General features: G+C 45.7%; 13 protein-coding genes. 2 read left to right on the top strand and 11 right to left on the bottom strand.

Features of this window, described 5'->3' with window-relative positions:
• Positions 1–104: 104 nt before the first annotated feature.
• The gene (locus SPEA_RS21620; protein ID WP_012157309.1) at positions 105–1,754 is read left to right on the top strand and encodes an electron transfer flavoprotein-ubiquinone oxidoreductase; all 1,650 of its coding nucleotides are present in this window, start codon (positions 105–107) and stop codon (positions 1,752–1,754) included.
• 119 nt (positions 1,755–1,873) lie between these two features.
• Here SPEA_RS21620 and SPEA_RS21625 read toward each other — a convergent pair whose 3' ends face one another.
• The 4 genes from SPEA_RS21625 to SPEA_RS21640 form a co-directional block, all read right to left on the bottom strand.
• Complete coding sequence (locus tag SPEA_RS21625) at positions 1,874–2,224, bottom strand: DUF4870 domain-containing protein (protein WP_012157310.1); 351 nt, start codon at positions 2,222–2,224, stop codon at positions 1,874–1,876.
• Positions 2,225–2,267: 43 nt separating this feature from the next.
• Positions 2,268–2,966, bottom strand: a complete 699-nt coding sequence (locus SPEA_RS21630; protein ID WP_012157311.1) for an MOSC domain-containing protein — start codon at positions 2,964–2,966, stop codon at positions 2,268–2,270.
• A 109-nt stretch (positions 2,967–3,075) separates the two neighbouring features.
• Positions 3,076–4,533: a sensor domain-containing diguanylate cyclase gene (locus tag SPEA_RS21635; protein ID WP_012157312.1), complete on the bottom strand. Its 1,458-nt coding sequence runs from the start codon at positions 4,531–4,533 to the stop codon at positions 3,076–3,078.
• Between the two features lie 759 nt (positions 4,534–5,292).
• A complete protein-coding gene (locus SPEA_RS21640) occupies positions 5,293–6,135 on the bottom strand; it encodes a PfkB family carbohydrate kinase (protein WP_012157313.1) in 843 nt (280 codons plus the stop codon).
• A gap of 327 nt (positions 6,136–6,462) precedes the next feature.
• Between SPEA_RS21640 and SPEA_RS21645 the strand changes: the two genes are divergently transcribed.
• Positions 6,463–6,648 (top strand): hypothetical protein, encoded by a 186-nt coding sequence (locus tag SPEA_RS21645; RefSeq protein WP_041411174.1) that lies wholly within the window; start codon positions 6,463–6,465, stop codon positions 6,646–6,648.
• Positions 6,649–6,679: 31 nt separating this feature from the next.
• Here the strand turns inward: SPEA_RS21645 and SPEA_RS21650 are convergent, their stop codons facing one another.
• The 7 genes from SPEA_RS21650 to fdh3B (SPEA_RS21680) all read right to left on the bottom strand — a co-directional run bounded on the left by SPEA_RS21650 (position 6,680) and on the right by fdh3B (SPEA_RS21680) (position 15,983).
• A complete protein-coding gene (locus SPEA_RS21650; protein ID WP_012157314.1) occupies positions 6,680–8,008 on the bottom strand; it encodes a coproporphyrinogen III oxidase family protein in 1,329 nt (442 codons plus the stop codon).
• 265 nt (positions 8,009–8,273) lie between these two features.
• Positions 8,274–9,257 carry a formate dehydrogenase subunit gamma gene (locus SPEA_RS21655; RefSeq protein WP_012157315.1) on the bottom strand — a complete coding sequence of 328 codons (984 nt, stop codon included), beginning with the start codon at positions 9,255–9,257 and terminating at the stop codon, positions 8,274–8,276.
• Positions 9,258–9,337: 80 nt separating this feature from the next.
• The gene (gene fdh3B, locus SPEA_RS21660; RefSeq protein WP_012157316.1) at positions 9,338–9,907 is read right to left on the bottom strand and encodes a formate dehydrogenase FDH3 subunit beta; all 570 of its coding nucleotides are present in this window, start codon (positions 9,905–9,907) and stop codon (positions 9,338–9,340) included.
• Positions 9,908–9,936: 29 nt separating this feature from the next.
• Positions 9,937–12,810 (bottom strand): formate dehydrogenase subunit alpha, encoded by a 2,874-nt coding sequence (locus tag SPEA_RS21665; protein WP_012157317.1) that lies wholly within the window; start codon positions 12,808–12,810, stop codon positions 9,937–9,939.
• 18 nt (positions 12,811–12,828) lie between these two features.
• Positions 12,829–13,026 (bottom strand): twin-arginine translocation signal domain-containing protein, encoded by a 198-nt coding sequence (locus tag SPEA_RS21670; RefSeq protein ID WP_012157318.1) that lies wholly within the window; start codon positions 13,024–13,026, stop codon positions 12,829–12,831.
• Positions 13,027–14,357: 1,331 nt separating this feature from the next.
• Complete coding sequence (locus SPEA_RS21675) at positions 14,358–15,338, bottom strand: formate dehydrogenase subunit gamma (RefSeq protein ID WP_012157319.1); 981 nt, start codon at positions 15,336–15,338, stop codon at positions 14,358–14,360.
• A 75-nt stretch (positions 15,339–15,413) separates the two neighbouring features.
• Entirely contained in the window at positions 15,414–15,983 is a 570-nt protein-coding gene (gene fdh3B / locus SPEA_RS21680; RefSeq protein ID WP_012157320.1) for a formate dehydrogenase FDH3 subunit beta, read from the bottom strand.
• Positions 15,984–15,998 lie beyond the last annotated feature (15 nt).

Here is a 15,998-nt window from a genome sequence, read left to right on the forward strand (position 1 = left end):
TTTTCAGGTAAGGTGAACTAAAATATTAAAACACCCGTTTATAGGCTGCTTGATTCAATCGGCACTATTGTCATCGGGGGAAAATAAGAAGGAAAGGTGATCTGATGGAACGCGAATCGATGGAATTCGATGTAGTAATCGTGGGTGCCGGCCCAGCGGGCTTGGCAACGGCATGTCGTTTAATGCAAATATCTAAAGACACTGGCCAAGAGCTCACCGTCTGCGTCGTCGAAAAAGGCTCTGAAGTCGGTGCACATATCTTGTCTGGCGCAGTGTTTGAGCCCAAAGTGCTCGATGAGTTATTTGACGATTGGCGCGATAAGAATGCTCCCCTACTTACGGCCGTGACCCATGATGAAATCCATATGCTCAGCTCGGCAACCGATGCCCGCGCCATGCCTAATGCCCTCGTGCCTAAAACCATGCACAACGAAGGTAACTACATCATCAGTGTCGGTAATCTCTGCCGCTGGCTAGCCGAACGCGCCGAAGAGCTTGCTGTCGAAGTCTTTCCTGGTTTCCCTGCAAGCGAGTTACTGTTCAACGAAGACGGTAGCGTCAAAGGCATTCAAATTGGCGACATGGGCGTAGGTGAAGATGGCCAGCCCAAAGATGGCTATGAGCCAGGCATGGAGCTACACGCTAAGTACACAGTATTTGGTGAAGGTTGCCGCGGTCACTTAGGTAAACAGCTTATCGAGAAGTACCACCTCGACAATGGCAAAACCCCACAACACTATGGCTTAGGTTTTAAAGAGATCTGGACAGTACCGAGCGAACAGCATGAGCTCGGTAAGGTCGTGCATACTGGCGGCTGGCCGCTTACCGAAGGTGCCTCTGGCGGTGGATTCATGTATCACCTGGAGAATAATCAGATCGCCGTCGGCTTGATTATCGATCTTAACTATAAGAATCCACACTTAAGTCCATTCGATGAGTTCCAGCGTTATAAGACTCACCCTGTTATCGCTAAGACGCTAACTGGCGGCGAACGTATCGCTTACGGTGCAAGAGCCATTACTAAAGGTGGTCTAAACTCTCTACCTAAGCTGACATTCCCTGGCGGCATGATTATTGGCTGTGATGCTGGCACGCTCAACTTCGCCAAGATCAAAGGCACACATACGGCAATGAAGAGCGGTATGCTGGCTGCAGAGACACTCGCTCAGGCTATGATGGCAGGTGTTGAGGCGGGTAAAGATCTTGACTGCTTACAAGACAGATTCGATGAAAGCTGGCTCAAAGAGGAGCTATACGCCTCGCGTAACTTCGGTCCTGCTATGCATAAGTTCGGTACCTACCTAGGCGGCGCATTTAACTTTATCGATCAAAATTGGTTTGGCGGCAAACTGCCTATCACTCTACGCGATGAGAAGCCTGATTATGCGCAGATGGCTGAGGTGAGTGCTTACAGCAAGATTGATTACCCTAAGCCTGATGGCAAGTTGAGTTTCGATAAGCTGTCTTCAGTTTATTTGTCTAATACCTTCCATGAAGAAGATCAGCTATGCCATCTACGCTTAAAGGATGCGCGCATCCCCATCGAAGTGAACTTAATCAAATTCGATGAGCCGGCACAGCGTTACTGCCCTGCTGGCGTGTATGAGATCGTCGAGGAAGCCGGTGAGAAAAAGTTTGTCATCAATGGGCAGAACTGCATTCACTGTAAGACCTGCGATATCAAAGATCCAAGCCAGAATATCACTTGGGTTACTCCCGAGGGTGGCGGTGGACCAAACTACCCCAACATGTAGTAGCGCTCCGCCAAGTAAAGAAGCCGCCTTATGAAGAAAGTGGTTTAGGACTGAAAACAAAAATGCCTATCGAATATAGTCGATAGGCATTTTGATTTTAGGCATTCGATAAAAGAAGATTAATAGGTCCTAGGCTTAATAAAATTAATCGTTAGTGGGTATTTATAACTCTCACCTTCACTCGCCTTAATCGCTGCAATAATGGTCACTATGATATCGAAGATGGCTAATAGGCCGAACACTATGAAGCCGATCCCAACCAACATTAATATTCCGCTGATAATAAAATAGATAATCATGCTGATCTTAAAGTTCAGGCAGTTTCTGCCGCAGCTTTCTACAAATGGAAATTCATCGCGCTTCATCAGCCACACAATCAATGGCCCCAAAATGCTACCTAATGGCACTAGGTAACCTGAAAAGCTCGCTAGGTGTACCAACACGCCCATATTCTTTTCGTCTCGGGTCATACATTCCACTCCTTGAGGTCACTTGTGTCCATTAGCTAAATTTTTATCGCTTTTGCGGCCCATACAGACGCATCTGCCAATCTTCGATGGCACTGTTTTCTATGCGGCGCTGCAAGCTATTCACCCAAGCCACAGCTAAGCCTTGGCAGTCCATTAAACGCTTATATTGCTCGGCGTTAAACTCAGGTAAGAAATAGATCTGCATCGCCTCGGCGACACTGATATCGCTCAGGCGCTCAAGCAACAAAACTGTATCGGTCTCATAGATAGTGCCTGGCTTGAGTACTCGGTAAAACCAACCGCAACGTCCGCTTTGCTGCATTGCTAGCGCAAACTCTTGATGACCAAACTGTAGATTGAGCTTAAAGCAGGGAGAGCGCGGTTGAGTCACTTGTAGTTCAACTTCACCAATCTTAATGATATCTCCAATATGCACTTGGCTCTCATCCAGCCCTACCGTACTAATATTCTCACCCATGGCTGGCGCATCTTTAAAGCTACTCATGAGATCCCAGCGACGATACTGGCCATAATGCTCACGAGGGAAATGATGCAACACCCGATCTAGCCCGCCGTGATGTTTGGGATCGGCTTGAGCATCTCCGACAACAGCTTGAACACCGACGAGTAACTCTGTGGCGCGTCCCTTATGATTGATCCCTGAAGTTACGTTACCGAGTTCAACTATCGCTTCACCATGGTATAAGCCTGAGATCTGCTCGACTAATGTTTGCTGTGCCATCAATATCTACTCTGTTGAAAAACTTAAACTATCCTAACACCCTCACCGATAGATGCAGCAACTTGATCCAACTCCAATAGAAATGATGTCAGATCTCATCATCAAGCCGCTAATAAGACATGACCACTCGATTACGTCCCTGCTCTTTTGCTTGGTAGAGTGCGATATCGACACGATTAATCAGCTCTTCAGCCTTTTCAGATGTTCTGCACTCTGCCACGCCACAGCTTATGGTGATATTGATTTCACAACCATTTATGGTGACCAGTCGGGCCTCCACTAACTTTCTAATCTTTTCGGCAATATCACTACCTTGGCTTAAGCTACAACCGGGTAGCAAGATCAAAAACTCCTCGCCGCCCCAACGACACAGAAGATCATCATTCCTTAGCTGGCCTTTCAGGAGATGGCTTAAGGTTTGGATCACTAAGTCACCAATATTATGGCCGTGGCAATCATTGACCCTCTTAAAATGGTCAATATCGAGCAGCAGCACTGACATTGGCGAGCTTTCTAATATCGAATTAGCTAAGGATTTAGCGAAGTAGTCTTCGAATGCTTGGCGATTAGCCGCACCTGTAAGCTTATCGGTCGAGGCCATCCTCTCTAATTTTCGCTGATACTTACCTAAGGTCATATTGGCGATAAGTAAAATAGCGATAGTAATTAATAGGCTTAAACCTATGTTGACCCAGAAGGTCGTCAATAGCTTTTGCTCGCCTCGATCTTCCTGTTGCTCAACAATCAGATGCCACTTGAACTCCGATACTAGGCGGCTGTTTAAATAGACCGTCTCTCCCGCTTTCTGATACGAAAATGAGGCACTAGGACTGGTGAGAATTCGAGTGGCGAGAGATTCCAAGCCAGAGCTCGTTTGCAGGCTAGCCGCACCATTGTATTGTTCACTGTGCAAGGTGACGTTACCTTGCCTATCGGTAAAATAGACGCTGCGGTTATAGCGAGCCTGATATAACTCAATCAGGCGTTTAACGCTTTCAACCGCTAGACCAACCCCGGTCACGCCTATGAAATTACCATCAAAATCAAATACCTTGTAGTTAACATAGATCACTGTCCGGTTTTTATCCGCCGTATCGGGGTCGATATTCACTTCATAATGCTCATGCTTAGGTAAAGAACGCACTCGAAAGTACCAGGCATCCTCCGGTTCGATATCTTCTATCTGCTTTAATACACCGCTAGAGTGGTAATATTTGCGTGAAGCTTCGGAGACAAAAAAGCTGGTGACTGTAGCGTACTTATCCTGGATCTCTTTGAGATAACGGATAAGTTTATCTGGCGTCTGCTCACGGTTAATGGTCCAGTCTCTGACAAACGTATCCTGAGCCATTAACGAGGAGATAAAAATCGGTCTAAGCAGGTCTTGCTGAATTTCGGAGTAAATATTATCGCTAGTGAGCGGCAGAGTATTCTCTTTAATCTGTGTACTTAATGAGTCATGGGCAACTTGATAACTGATCCCGCTAGTCACCGCAAAAGCCACTAGCAGCAATAGAGATAGAATCCATATAAAGCGCTTTTTATCATTCCAAACTCTATTGCCCATACTCCATCCTCACTCAACATCAGTGAACTGCTGCAAGCCTAAGCTCAGCAGTTGTTAAACTTTTGTGAATGGTAACTGAAAAGCATGGGACTCGCATCGAATTTTATCTATTGCTGCAATTTAAATACAACAAATAAAAAATCCACCTTCTGAAGAAGGTGGCTTTGCTACCGGTTCCAAATAAGACTCCCTAAAAGGGAGCTTTCCTACCGTGCGTTAGCAAGACGCCGTAAATATATCCCTATAGGCCTTTCTTTAAAGCATGGGCTAAATCACTGACTGCCATGGATTGGCGGAAATGCCAACAAATGTAGGGAACATTTGTAGCCCTGATTTAGAAGCTTGCACCCCACTATTAGCAAAGCTCATGCATCACTAGAGCTAACAAGCTATGTTTAAGCCGTGTATCGCAGGGATGCTAAGCTCGCCTCCATGGACCCTTTTTCTTTCAGCAAAAGTCGGCGTGCGAATAAGTCGTTAAACATAGCCTTACTCCCCGAATTCATTGAAAATATTTCAGGCAAAGCCTAATTGATGATAACCACCTACTGAAGTAGGTGGTTTAGGGCTGAAAATAAAAAAGCCTCGCTGAAGGAGCGAGGCAAAATATACAGCTTAGGATTGGAAGTTTTCATTCAGGGTGTATCTGCGGGCTATCCTAGACGCTGAAGATGACACTTGTATGTCACAGAGATGACATCGATATGATTTAGCCATGACTTAGATATCGCTTAGATATGGCTTAGTTATAACCAAGGACTACTCCGGCGATAAATGCTGTTTCAAGCCCTTACCCGGGATAGAGCTGTTACACGCCACAGCAAACCCTGACCAAACCGCGGCTTCCTGCATCGACTCTTTCATGGTTTGTTGACTGACTAAGCCATGAATAAGTCCTGCGGCATAAGCGTCCCCAGCACCAGTGGTATCAACAACTTGGCTTGGCACTGCTGCTACGTGTATAGGATCGTTTGAACTGTACGCCGTGGCACCATGCTCACCATCTGTTACCACAAAATACTTTAGTTTTTTACCCGCTATCGCTTGAGCAAACTGCCAAGGATCCCCCTTGCAACGCCCCTGCATATCGCTTAACGATGCGATAAGTACATGACATGGCCGCGCCCGCTCATCTTTTGCTAGCTGAGCCACCACCCAACAATGAGGCATGGCCGTTTTAGACCAACTCGCCGCGCCTTCAGTTGAGGAGTTGATATACAGGGCATCGACATCTGTCCAGCTTGGCGGCAAAGGTAACTCGAATTTTGGTCGCTCAGGTCTAATAATCGTGCGCTCGCCATCAGGGGTCATCATCAACAACATCTCACAGGTATTACCTGCTCGGCGTTGGATCTGGCTACAGTTAATCCCTTGGGTACTCGCCTCGGCTATCAACCAATCGCCAACCTTATCTCGGCCAACCTCTGTCACTAAGGATACCTGATGCCTAGCCCAGACTAACCCGATACCAGTATTGGCACCGCCTCCACCTAGACGTTGACCACCATCTTTATAATGAAATCGACCGCCGGGTTTAAGCGGATGGTTGAGCAAAAAAATACGATCACAATTGAGGTTTGCTACCAGTAATATATTCGCCATGACTTTTCGATAAGAAAGATAATTAGACCGATAGTAAGAGATTTACGAGCCAGTTCCAAGCTGTTGGATAAACATGTGTCATAAAGGGCAAGTCGTCGCATTTATTCCCCTTCATGTAGGCGATCTCTCAAGCTCATGTAAGCCCCCGCAAGCACTACTTCCTCTTTAATTCTCACGCTTAATGACTAACCATATGAAAGTTAACAAAACAAATACAAGGCTCGGCAAAGCCTCATCATGATTAGATTTAGCTGTTCAATAATGTAATAGCAAAAATAAGATTTACGAAAGTAGTATATAGCTAAGCATCTAAGTAGGAATGATTGAATGGACTCAATTATTGGTGTCAACGAGCAAATGGAGTTTGGGGCAACGCCAGAGGCCCAGCTTGCTAGGTATCAAATCTGTTTGTCTGAATTCGAACAGCTACAATATACCGATGAATACGTATTGCAGATCAAAGAAGATATCAAAAAGCTACAGGCACTGATCGCAAAAAAGGGTGGGCGCTAACGCGGTCACCCTTTTTAACTTGTTTACAAGGCTACATGTCGCAGGCTTTTAGTGGCTTACGTAACTGCGCTCGTACGTTATCCATGCCTGAATAGAACTCTTTCATCATCAGTAGTCCCATCATCTTGCCGTTGTCGGTAACAATCAGGTTATCAGGGTCAGTTGGGTCGTTCTTAATCGCACCAATCGCCTTCATCGAAGTCATCTCTTTAAACAGCGCTGTGTCTAGGTTAACGCCAAATGTCTCACGGAAATACTTACGCGATAGACGACCTGAGAACATGCCTAGCAAGAAACGATACTGCATCACTTCTTTACGACCATAGTTCTTCTGCTGGTCAACACCCATCTGCCCATTAGCGATACGCTCTTGGTACTTGCGTAACGAGAAGGTATTCACATAAAGCGTGTCATTCAAGAAACTGAATGAGCCTGAACCTACCCCTAAGTATTCATCAAAATCGATCACGTACTCATCGAAGCCCTCATCGTTTGCTTTACCAAAAGCCCACGCTGATAACTGATTGTACTGACCGTTTAAGCTATTCAGAATCTGGCGGTATTGACGCGCCATATCGCCCTGAGGTGCAGCTAACTTACCTTTTACGCTCTTACGAGTTTGGTGAGTGATCATCAATGGATAAGTGGTGATCTGGCGAGGATCTAGCTTTGACGCCATGTCCAAGTCATGTTGGATCACTTCATCAGTTTGGCCACGGAAACCGAAAATAAGATCGACGTTGATGATCGGAAATAACTCTTTTGCCGCCATGATCTTATCGAAAGTCTGTTGTCCAGAACCGAACTTCTCGATTCGATCTGTCATGGCAAGAATATCGTCATTGAAACTCTGCACGCCGATAGACATACGATCCACTAAGCCTTCAAGCTGCTTAAAGCCAGGACTATCAAGGTGCTGTGGATCCGACTCACAAGACACTTCTTTAATGCTCGGGAATAGCTTCTTAGCGTGCTCGATAGTGCGTGCAAGCTCATCTTCAAGCACGGTTGTGGTACCGCCACCGATATACATAGACTCGAAGTCATAGCCTAAGGCTTTAACCATATCCATCTCTTTACGCAAGGAGATGAAATAAGCGCGCGCCTTATCTTCTTTAAACAGAAAACGATGGAAAGTACAAAATGAGCACAAGGTATGGCAGAAAGGGACATGTGCATACAGCATGTACTTTTTGCCTTCAATTGGATTTGGCATCATCTCTGCCGAAACCGTATCGAGTCGTAAATTACGGTCCACATAAAACTGCATGACTTTTTCCATACCGCTAATCATCCAATCGGGCGTGGTGATATTGGCGTTATAAGGTTGAACAGAATCAGGCAGAATAATTGACGACATATAAGTTCCTATAGAAGAATGCTAATTACAAAAGAACCGGGAAATTGGAATGCACTAGCGGTGAACAAAATTAGCACTTTAAATAAGCATAAAACGTGATTAGGTTATAACTTAACGTTTCCTATCAATGAAATGTAGTTTTTTTTGTTAAGCGGATCATACTTTAGCGATTGCGCATAAAACATACAGGCTGTATTTTGCAGCAGATATAAAAACACCCCAGCTATTACTAGCTGAGGTGTTTAGCCATTAAGTGTAAAGAAGATTATTCTTTGTACTTAAGGGTACCGTTTTCTTTGATTTCATCGAACCAAAGGTTATGGTGTTGGCTTGCCCATGTTTCGTCACAGTAGCCAGAAACCATACACTCCATACCACCTTCAGACATAACCGTTGCCATGAAGATATGCACGATTGAGAAAGCAGTAATGATGATAGCAGCTACAGAGTGAAGCACTAATGCGATTAGGCTTAATGTGCGGCTAGGCTCGAACAAGTTCGGGAATAGCAACAACATACCTGATGCAGAAATCACTAGACCGAACACAGCGAATGCCCAGAACCATAACTTCTCACCCGCGTTAGCAAAACCAGCGTCAGGGTGCTTACCTTTGAATGGACCGAAGTTGATGTAACCACCAACAACCATCATCCACTTAAGGTCATACATTTTAGGCATCTGGTTCTTAGCCCATAACGTTACCATAAGCGCCCAACCTAACATGAACGGGATCGCCATGATGTCGTGGATCTGCTTAGCAGCGTTAACTAGGCCAGCCCATAGGCCTTCACCGATGTACGGCTGAACAAAGTAACGTCCAGCAATTAGCATTAAGCCTGTTAGGATCAATAGCAGACAAGGGATCGCACCTAGCCAGTGAATTGATACGTCAAACTTAGACCAACGGTATACCAGCTTGCCTGAATAACCACCGTGAAGCTTAGAAATGCCATTCACTTTGATAAACAGAACAAAAATAATGATCATGCCGAAAAGGGCTGCCATTAACGCTGGAGCAAGAATATCACTACGCAATTCAAGCACACGTAGATCATAGGTGTTGATTGCTTGACCGTGGAATTCACTCGTTGAAGTTGTACGACCTTCTTCGCCCGCTTTTAGCTGAGCCCAGATTTGGCCGTTGTTAACTTCAATAGTGTCGCCCACTTTGTCAGTAGCGTTAGCAAAAACAGACACACTGAAAAACAGTGCAATTGCCACGCCTATGTGTTTTAACCATTTGTTCATAATACGTCCTCTATTACCACTAGGTGGCTCAAACTAATGAGCCACTCAGGGTACGCTGGAAGTTAGTCAACCTAAGTTGATTAACCCCAAGCTGCGTTTTTAGAACCACGGTATGCAACACGCTCACGGAAGATTGCAGAAACAATCTCAGCATCACCCGCTAGTAGCGACTTAGTTGCACACAGCTCAGCACACATAGGTAGCTTGCCTTCAGCGATACGGTTTGCACCGTACTTCTGACGCTCTGCATCAGAGAAGTTCTCTTCTGGGCCACCCGCACAGAAAGTACACTTGTCCATCTTACCGCGCGCACCGAATGCACCCTGTTTAGGGAACTGTGGCGCACCAAATGGGCAAGCGTATAGGCAGTAACCACAACCGATACAAGTATCTTTGTCGTGAAGTACGATGCCATCTTCTGTCTTGTAGAAACAGTTTGCTGGGCAAACAGCCATACAAGGTGCGTCGTCACAATGCATACAAGCAACAGAGATAGAGGCTTCGCCCTTCTCACCGTCATTGATAGTTACTACGCGACGACGTTGAATTCCCCACTCAAGAGCAGAGTCGTTTTCGTTCTTACATGCTGTGACACAACCGTTACACTCGATGCAGCGCTTGGTATCACATAAAAATTTCATTGTAGCCATTCTGGCAATTCTCCTAGCGAATACTGCAATTATGCTTTAGCAATCTGACAAAGTGATGCTTTAGTTTCCTGCATCTGAGTCACTGGGTCATAACCATAAGTCATTACCGTGTTTGCTGACTCACCAACAATGTAAGGTTTAGTGCTAATGCCACCCGATTCTGGGTATTGCAGATCTTCACCGTGCATCACACCCGCAAAGTGATAAGGCATCCAAGTCACACCTGGCTTAACGCGTGGAGTTACCATCGCCTTAATTAGGATACGACCACCTTCAGCGCCTTCAACCCAAACGTCATCACCGTCACGTAGACCGCGATCAGCAGCGTCTGCAGGGTTGATTTCGATGAACATTTCTTGCTGTAGCTCTGCAAGCCATGGACAAGAACGAGATTCTTCACCACCACCTTCGTACTCAACCAAACGGCCTGAAGTTACGATTAGTGGATACTTCTTATCTAGATCATCAGAGATCACTTTGTCTTGTAACGTCTTGAATAACGTTGGTAGACGGTGAACTTGCATGTCGTTGTGAGTTGGGTATTTCTCAATTAGATCACGACGTGAAGTGTAGATTGGCTCACGGTGAACAGGCACTTCGTCTGGGAAAGTCCAAACGCGACAACGTGCTTTAGCGTTACCGTATGGCACCATGTTGTGTGCTAGCGCAACACGTACGATACCGCCGCCTAAGTCAGTAGACCAAGTACGGTTTTCAGCTAGTGCTTTCTCTTCAGCAGTTAGCTCGTCCCACCAGCCAAGTTGCTTCAGCATCTTGTCATCGAATTGTGGGTAGCCGTCTTGGATATCAGCACCAACAGAAGCTGAATCTTCAGCTAGAATGCTAACGCCTTCATGCTCAACACCGAAACGTGCACGGAAGTTACCACCACCTTGGTTAACGTTCATACCTGTGCGGTATAGAATCTGTGAACCAGGGTGCTTCTGCTCTGGAGTACCCCAACATGGCCAAGGTAGACCGTAAGTTTCGCCCTTGTTCACGCCACCTGGTGCTTCTAGTGTTTCAGAAGAGAAATCACCCCAGTTCATGGTGTGAGCACGGATACGCTCTGGGCTCCAACCTGTGTAACCGATTGAACGCATACCTTTAGCGTATTCACGCATGATGTCATCAGGATCAGGCATGTTGCCGTTAACCTTGATGTGCTTAGTCCATGTGTCAGCAATGCCTACATGCTTCGCGATGCGGTACATGATCTCTAGGTCATTCTTAGACTCGAATAATGGCTCAACAACCTGTTGACGCCACTGTGCACTACGGCCAGAGTTGTTTACTGAACCTTCACACTCAAACTGAGTTGCTGCAGGTAGAATGTAAACGCCATCTTGACGACGGTGCATAACACCCGCCATTGTTGGGTATGGGTCAACAACGACTACTGTTTCTAACTTGTCCAATGCGTCACGCACTTCCATCTGACGAGTTTCAGTGTTGATTGACTGACCCCAGAAGAATGCTAGACGTAGGTTATCTTTTTGAGCAAGTTTATCTTTAGCTTCTAACACACCATCTTGCCAGCGTGAACATGGCATACCTGGAGTAGTCATTGGGCTACGACCTAAGTAAGACTTTTGGTCGAAACGTGCTTTTACAGAATCGAATGGTAGATCCCATACGCGAGACCAGTGGTGCCATGCGCCTTCACCAACGCCGTAGTAGCCTGGTAAGTTGTCGAATAGCAGACCCATGTCCGTTGCGCCCTGAACGTTGTCGTGGCCACGGAAAATGTTAGTACCACCACCAGACACACCCATGTTACCTAGCACTAGCTGCAGGATAGAGTACATACGCGTGTTAGCGTTACCAACGTGATGCTGAGTACCACCCATACACCAAATTACGGTACCAGGACGGTTAGTCGCCATCTGCTTAGCAGCAGCATAAACTGCATCGCGAGAAACACCGGTAACGTTTTCAACTTCTTCAGGAGTCCAACGCGCAGCTTCTTCACGGATCTTGTCCATGCCGTAAGCACGTGTGCGGATGAACTCTTTATCTTCCCAGCCATTTTCAAAAATGTGCCACATTAGACCGTAAACCAAAGGAATATCGGTACCTGGACGTAATGGAAGGTGGATATCGGCGTGAGCCATAGTGCGAGAGAAACGTGGATCGGCAACAGTAATTGTCGCGCCGCGCTCTTTAGCGATCATGATGTGCTGCATCGCAACTGGATGCGCCTCTGCTGGGTTTGCCCCAATCAGGAAGATATTTTTTGCGTTACGAATATCGTTGAAAGAGTTGGTTTGTGCACCGTAACCCCAAGTGTTCGCAACACCAGCAACTGTAGTTGAGTGACAAATACGCGCTGAATGGTCAACGTTGTTTGTGCCCCACATTGCCGCAAACTTACGGTACATGTATGCACCTTCGTTTGAGAATTTCGCACTACCCATGAAGTAAACTGAGTCAGGACCAGATGTTTGCTTGATCTCAAGCATCTTATCGCCGATTTCAGATACAGCTTGTTCCCACGAAAGCTTCTTCCACTTACCGCCTTCAAGCTTCATTGGGTACTTAACACGCTTATTTGAATGCGTGTGGTAACGTAAGCTCGCGCCTTTAGCACAGTGGCCGCCAGAGTTGAATGGGTGGTCAAATGCAGGCTCTTGACCTGTCCAAACACCATTTTGAACTTCAGCGTATAGACCACAACCTACCGCACAAGCACTACATACAGTACGCTTGATTTCAGTTGGTGCATCATAAGCAACAGTTTGCACTTTAGCTTCAGCTTTACGCATCATGCCTGTGCCTAATAAAGAAGCTGCTGCGATACCACCAGATGTGATACCTGCTTGCTTCATAAACTGACGACGGCTGATACCTAGAGTCTTTTTCTCTACAGTAGGTGCCGCGTTGGATTGGCGAGTTAACTTCATCGCTGTACTTCTCCTAGACTAGCCGCGTAAGCTATTGTAATAACTGCGAATATGTGCAGTTTCATGATAGCCGTTTTCATTTTTTGTGCTGACTTTCGTTTCACTTGCTTGAGCAACACTTACGCCAGTAGCGGCGATAGCGACACTTGCAGTGCCACCGATAGTTAATGCTTTCAGCAAAGATCTGCGGTTCAGATCAGGCTGTTGCTTGTTCATTTTCACTCCTAGTAGGAAGGAATAGTTTTGTTTATAAACACTTAAGATAGATCCAATAACGCTACGACTTGCAACGCAGGTTAATCGTCTGTTACCCAAACGCTTAACATTGTAAAAAGTGTATATTCATTAGAGCTACCCCCAATATAGCTCGCGTAATATAAAGAGTTTCAATGTTTGAAAAGTTGATCTAAATCCGATTAAACACCCGATTTTAGCGCGATCGAACAAAAAGTGTTAACTAGAGCATGTTTTAAGACACCAACTAACGCACAACCACAAATAAATGCGCAACCAACTGAAACCACCACACGTAAAAGTAACTAGCCATCAGCAACTTACACAATAAACCACCAATAACACCACTTTATAACACGTGTTACCTCCAAACCAGAATTAAGCAGTGATAACCACCAACATACTCACTTTGTGGTGTAAGTTTGTTGTTTTTTGGTGATAAACAAACAGGCAATTATGTAGAAAAACTTGAGCTACGCATGCTCTTAACACCCTTTAACGTTAGCGAACATAAAGCGGCTGCCAACGTGGTGAAATCAAGTATTGAGAGCTGTTTTATATGGGGATTTAACTGTGCGTTTACATAGTTTGAGTGGCTGTAAGGTAAACATGGCTTTCATATACCAATAACCGCTGGCACTGAAGACTTGCGCTAAGGCTACTGCTAGCGAAAAAGAGAGATGACTCAAGCTTGGATGATTGTAACCACTATAGATAGATTGCAGCTGAATGCCGCCCCAACTGTGTTTAACAGCGCCATAGAGACTTGGTTAATAATAGTCTCAAAATCTGCGACACTCGTCGTTGTAGAGCGTCCTGGCAGGTACTAGATATTGAATCACTTTAGCAACAGACTCTAATACCAATCAGTATAAGAAGTTGATCTACTCAGAGTGCTTTTTGGCAAACTAATTTAAGGCGAATGGACGACATAATGGTTGTTCCCTTATGAGTTCATTCAACGCAGAATTAGGCAGCCAAAAACACTCCTTACAGGCGAGTCTTAGCGGTTCTGATGCTGTGACTCTTATGGAACAAGAGGGAGCTTGAACCTAGTTTAACTATGCTCTTCACTCGCTGCAAACCACATGGATGTGGTGAATGTCATTAATGCAGGAGCATTTAATGACCTTGCCTCAGGACCGCTAAACTCTCGCTGAGCGATCAAATCTTTATACTGATTGGTATAATCCCGACGCTGTTTGCCTTAAGTTATACCAATCAGGATATGATTTTGCTGTACTCAGCGATTTTTAGCTAAAAAAATGCCCCGACATAGTCGAGGCATTATTTAGACAATATTCAAACGAGTACTAGTCTTTGTACTTAAGGGTACCGTTCTCTTTGATCTCATCGAACCAAAGGTTATGGTGCTGGCTTGCCCATGTTTCATCACAGTAACCAGAAACCATACACTCCATACCACCTTCTGACATTACCGTTGCCATGAAGATATGCACGATTGAGAAAGCAGTAATGATGATAGCGCCAACAGAGTGAAGCACTAGTGCGATTAAGCTTAGTGTACGGCTAGGCTCGAACAAGTTCGGGAATAGCAACAGCATACCTGATGCTGAAACTACTAGACCGAACACTGCGAATGCCCAGAACCATAACTTCTCACCGGCGTTAGCAAAACCCGCGTCTGGGTGCTTACCTTTGAATGGACCGAAGTTGATGTAACCACCAACCACCATCATCCACTTAAGGTCATACATCTTAGGCATCTGATTCTTAGCCCACAGCACAGTCATCAGCGCCCAGCCAATCATGAACGGGATCGCCATGATATCGTGGATCTGCTTCGCACCATTAACTAGGCCAGCCCACAGACCTTCGCCTATGTATGGTTGGAAGAAGAAACGTCCAGCCAGTAAGGTTAAGCCGGTCAGGATCAATAACAGACAAGGAATAGCCCCTAGCCAGTGAATCGATACATCAAACTTAGACCAACGGTAAACCAGCTTGCCTGAAAAACCACCGTGCAGCTTAGAGATACCGTTCACTTTGATAAACAGTACAAAGATAATGATCATGCCGAAAAGGGCAGCCATCATTGCTGGCGCAAGAATATCACTACGCAAATCAAGTACACGTAGGTCATAGGTGTTGATTGCTTGACCGTGGAACTCACTTGTTGAAGTGGTATAGCCTTCTTCGCCCGCTTTTAGCTGAGCCCAGATTTGACCATTCACTTCATTGGTGTCACCCACTTTAGGGGCGTCTTGGGCAAATACAGACACACTAAATAAAAGTGCAATTGCCACGCCTATGTGTTTGAACCATTTGTTCATATCACCTCCTGATTGCTGCAAGCAACCTCAATGAGGCAGCTTGCAGCGATTATGGACTAACGCAATATTTGAGGCTTAACCCCAAACATTTTTGTTAGAACCACGGTATGCAACACGCTCACGGAAGATAGCAGAAACAACTTCTGCGTCACCCGCAAGTAATGACTTAGTTGCACACAACTCAGCACACATAGGTAGCTTACCTTCAGCGATACGGTTTGCACCGTACTTCTGACGCTCTGCTTCAGAGAAGTTCTCTTCTGGGCCGCCGGCACAGAAAGTACACTTATCCATCTTACCGCGAGCACCAAAAGCACCTGATTTAGGGAACTGTGGCGCGCCAAATGGGCAAGCGTATAGGCAGTAACCACAACCGATACAGGTATCTTTGTCGTGCAATACGATGCCATCTTCTGTCTTGTAGAAACAGTTTGCTGGGCAAACTGCCATACAAGGTGCATCACTACAGTGCATACATGCTACTGAGATTGATGCTTCGCCTTTAACACCGTCATTGATAGTCACTACGCGACGACGTTGAATTCCCCACTCTAGAGCAGAGTCGTTTTCGTTCTTACATGCTGTGACACAACCGTTACACTCGATGCAGCGCTTGGTATCACATAAAAATTTCATTGTAGCCATTCTGGCAATTCTCCT

Source organism: Shewanella pealeana ATCC 700345 (assembly GCF_000018285.1).
Taxonomy (GTDB): domain Bacteria; phylum Pseudomonadota; class Gammaproteobacteria; order Enterobacterales; family Shewanellaceae; genus Shewanella; species Shewanella pealeana.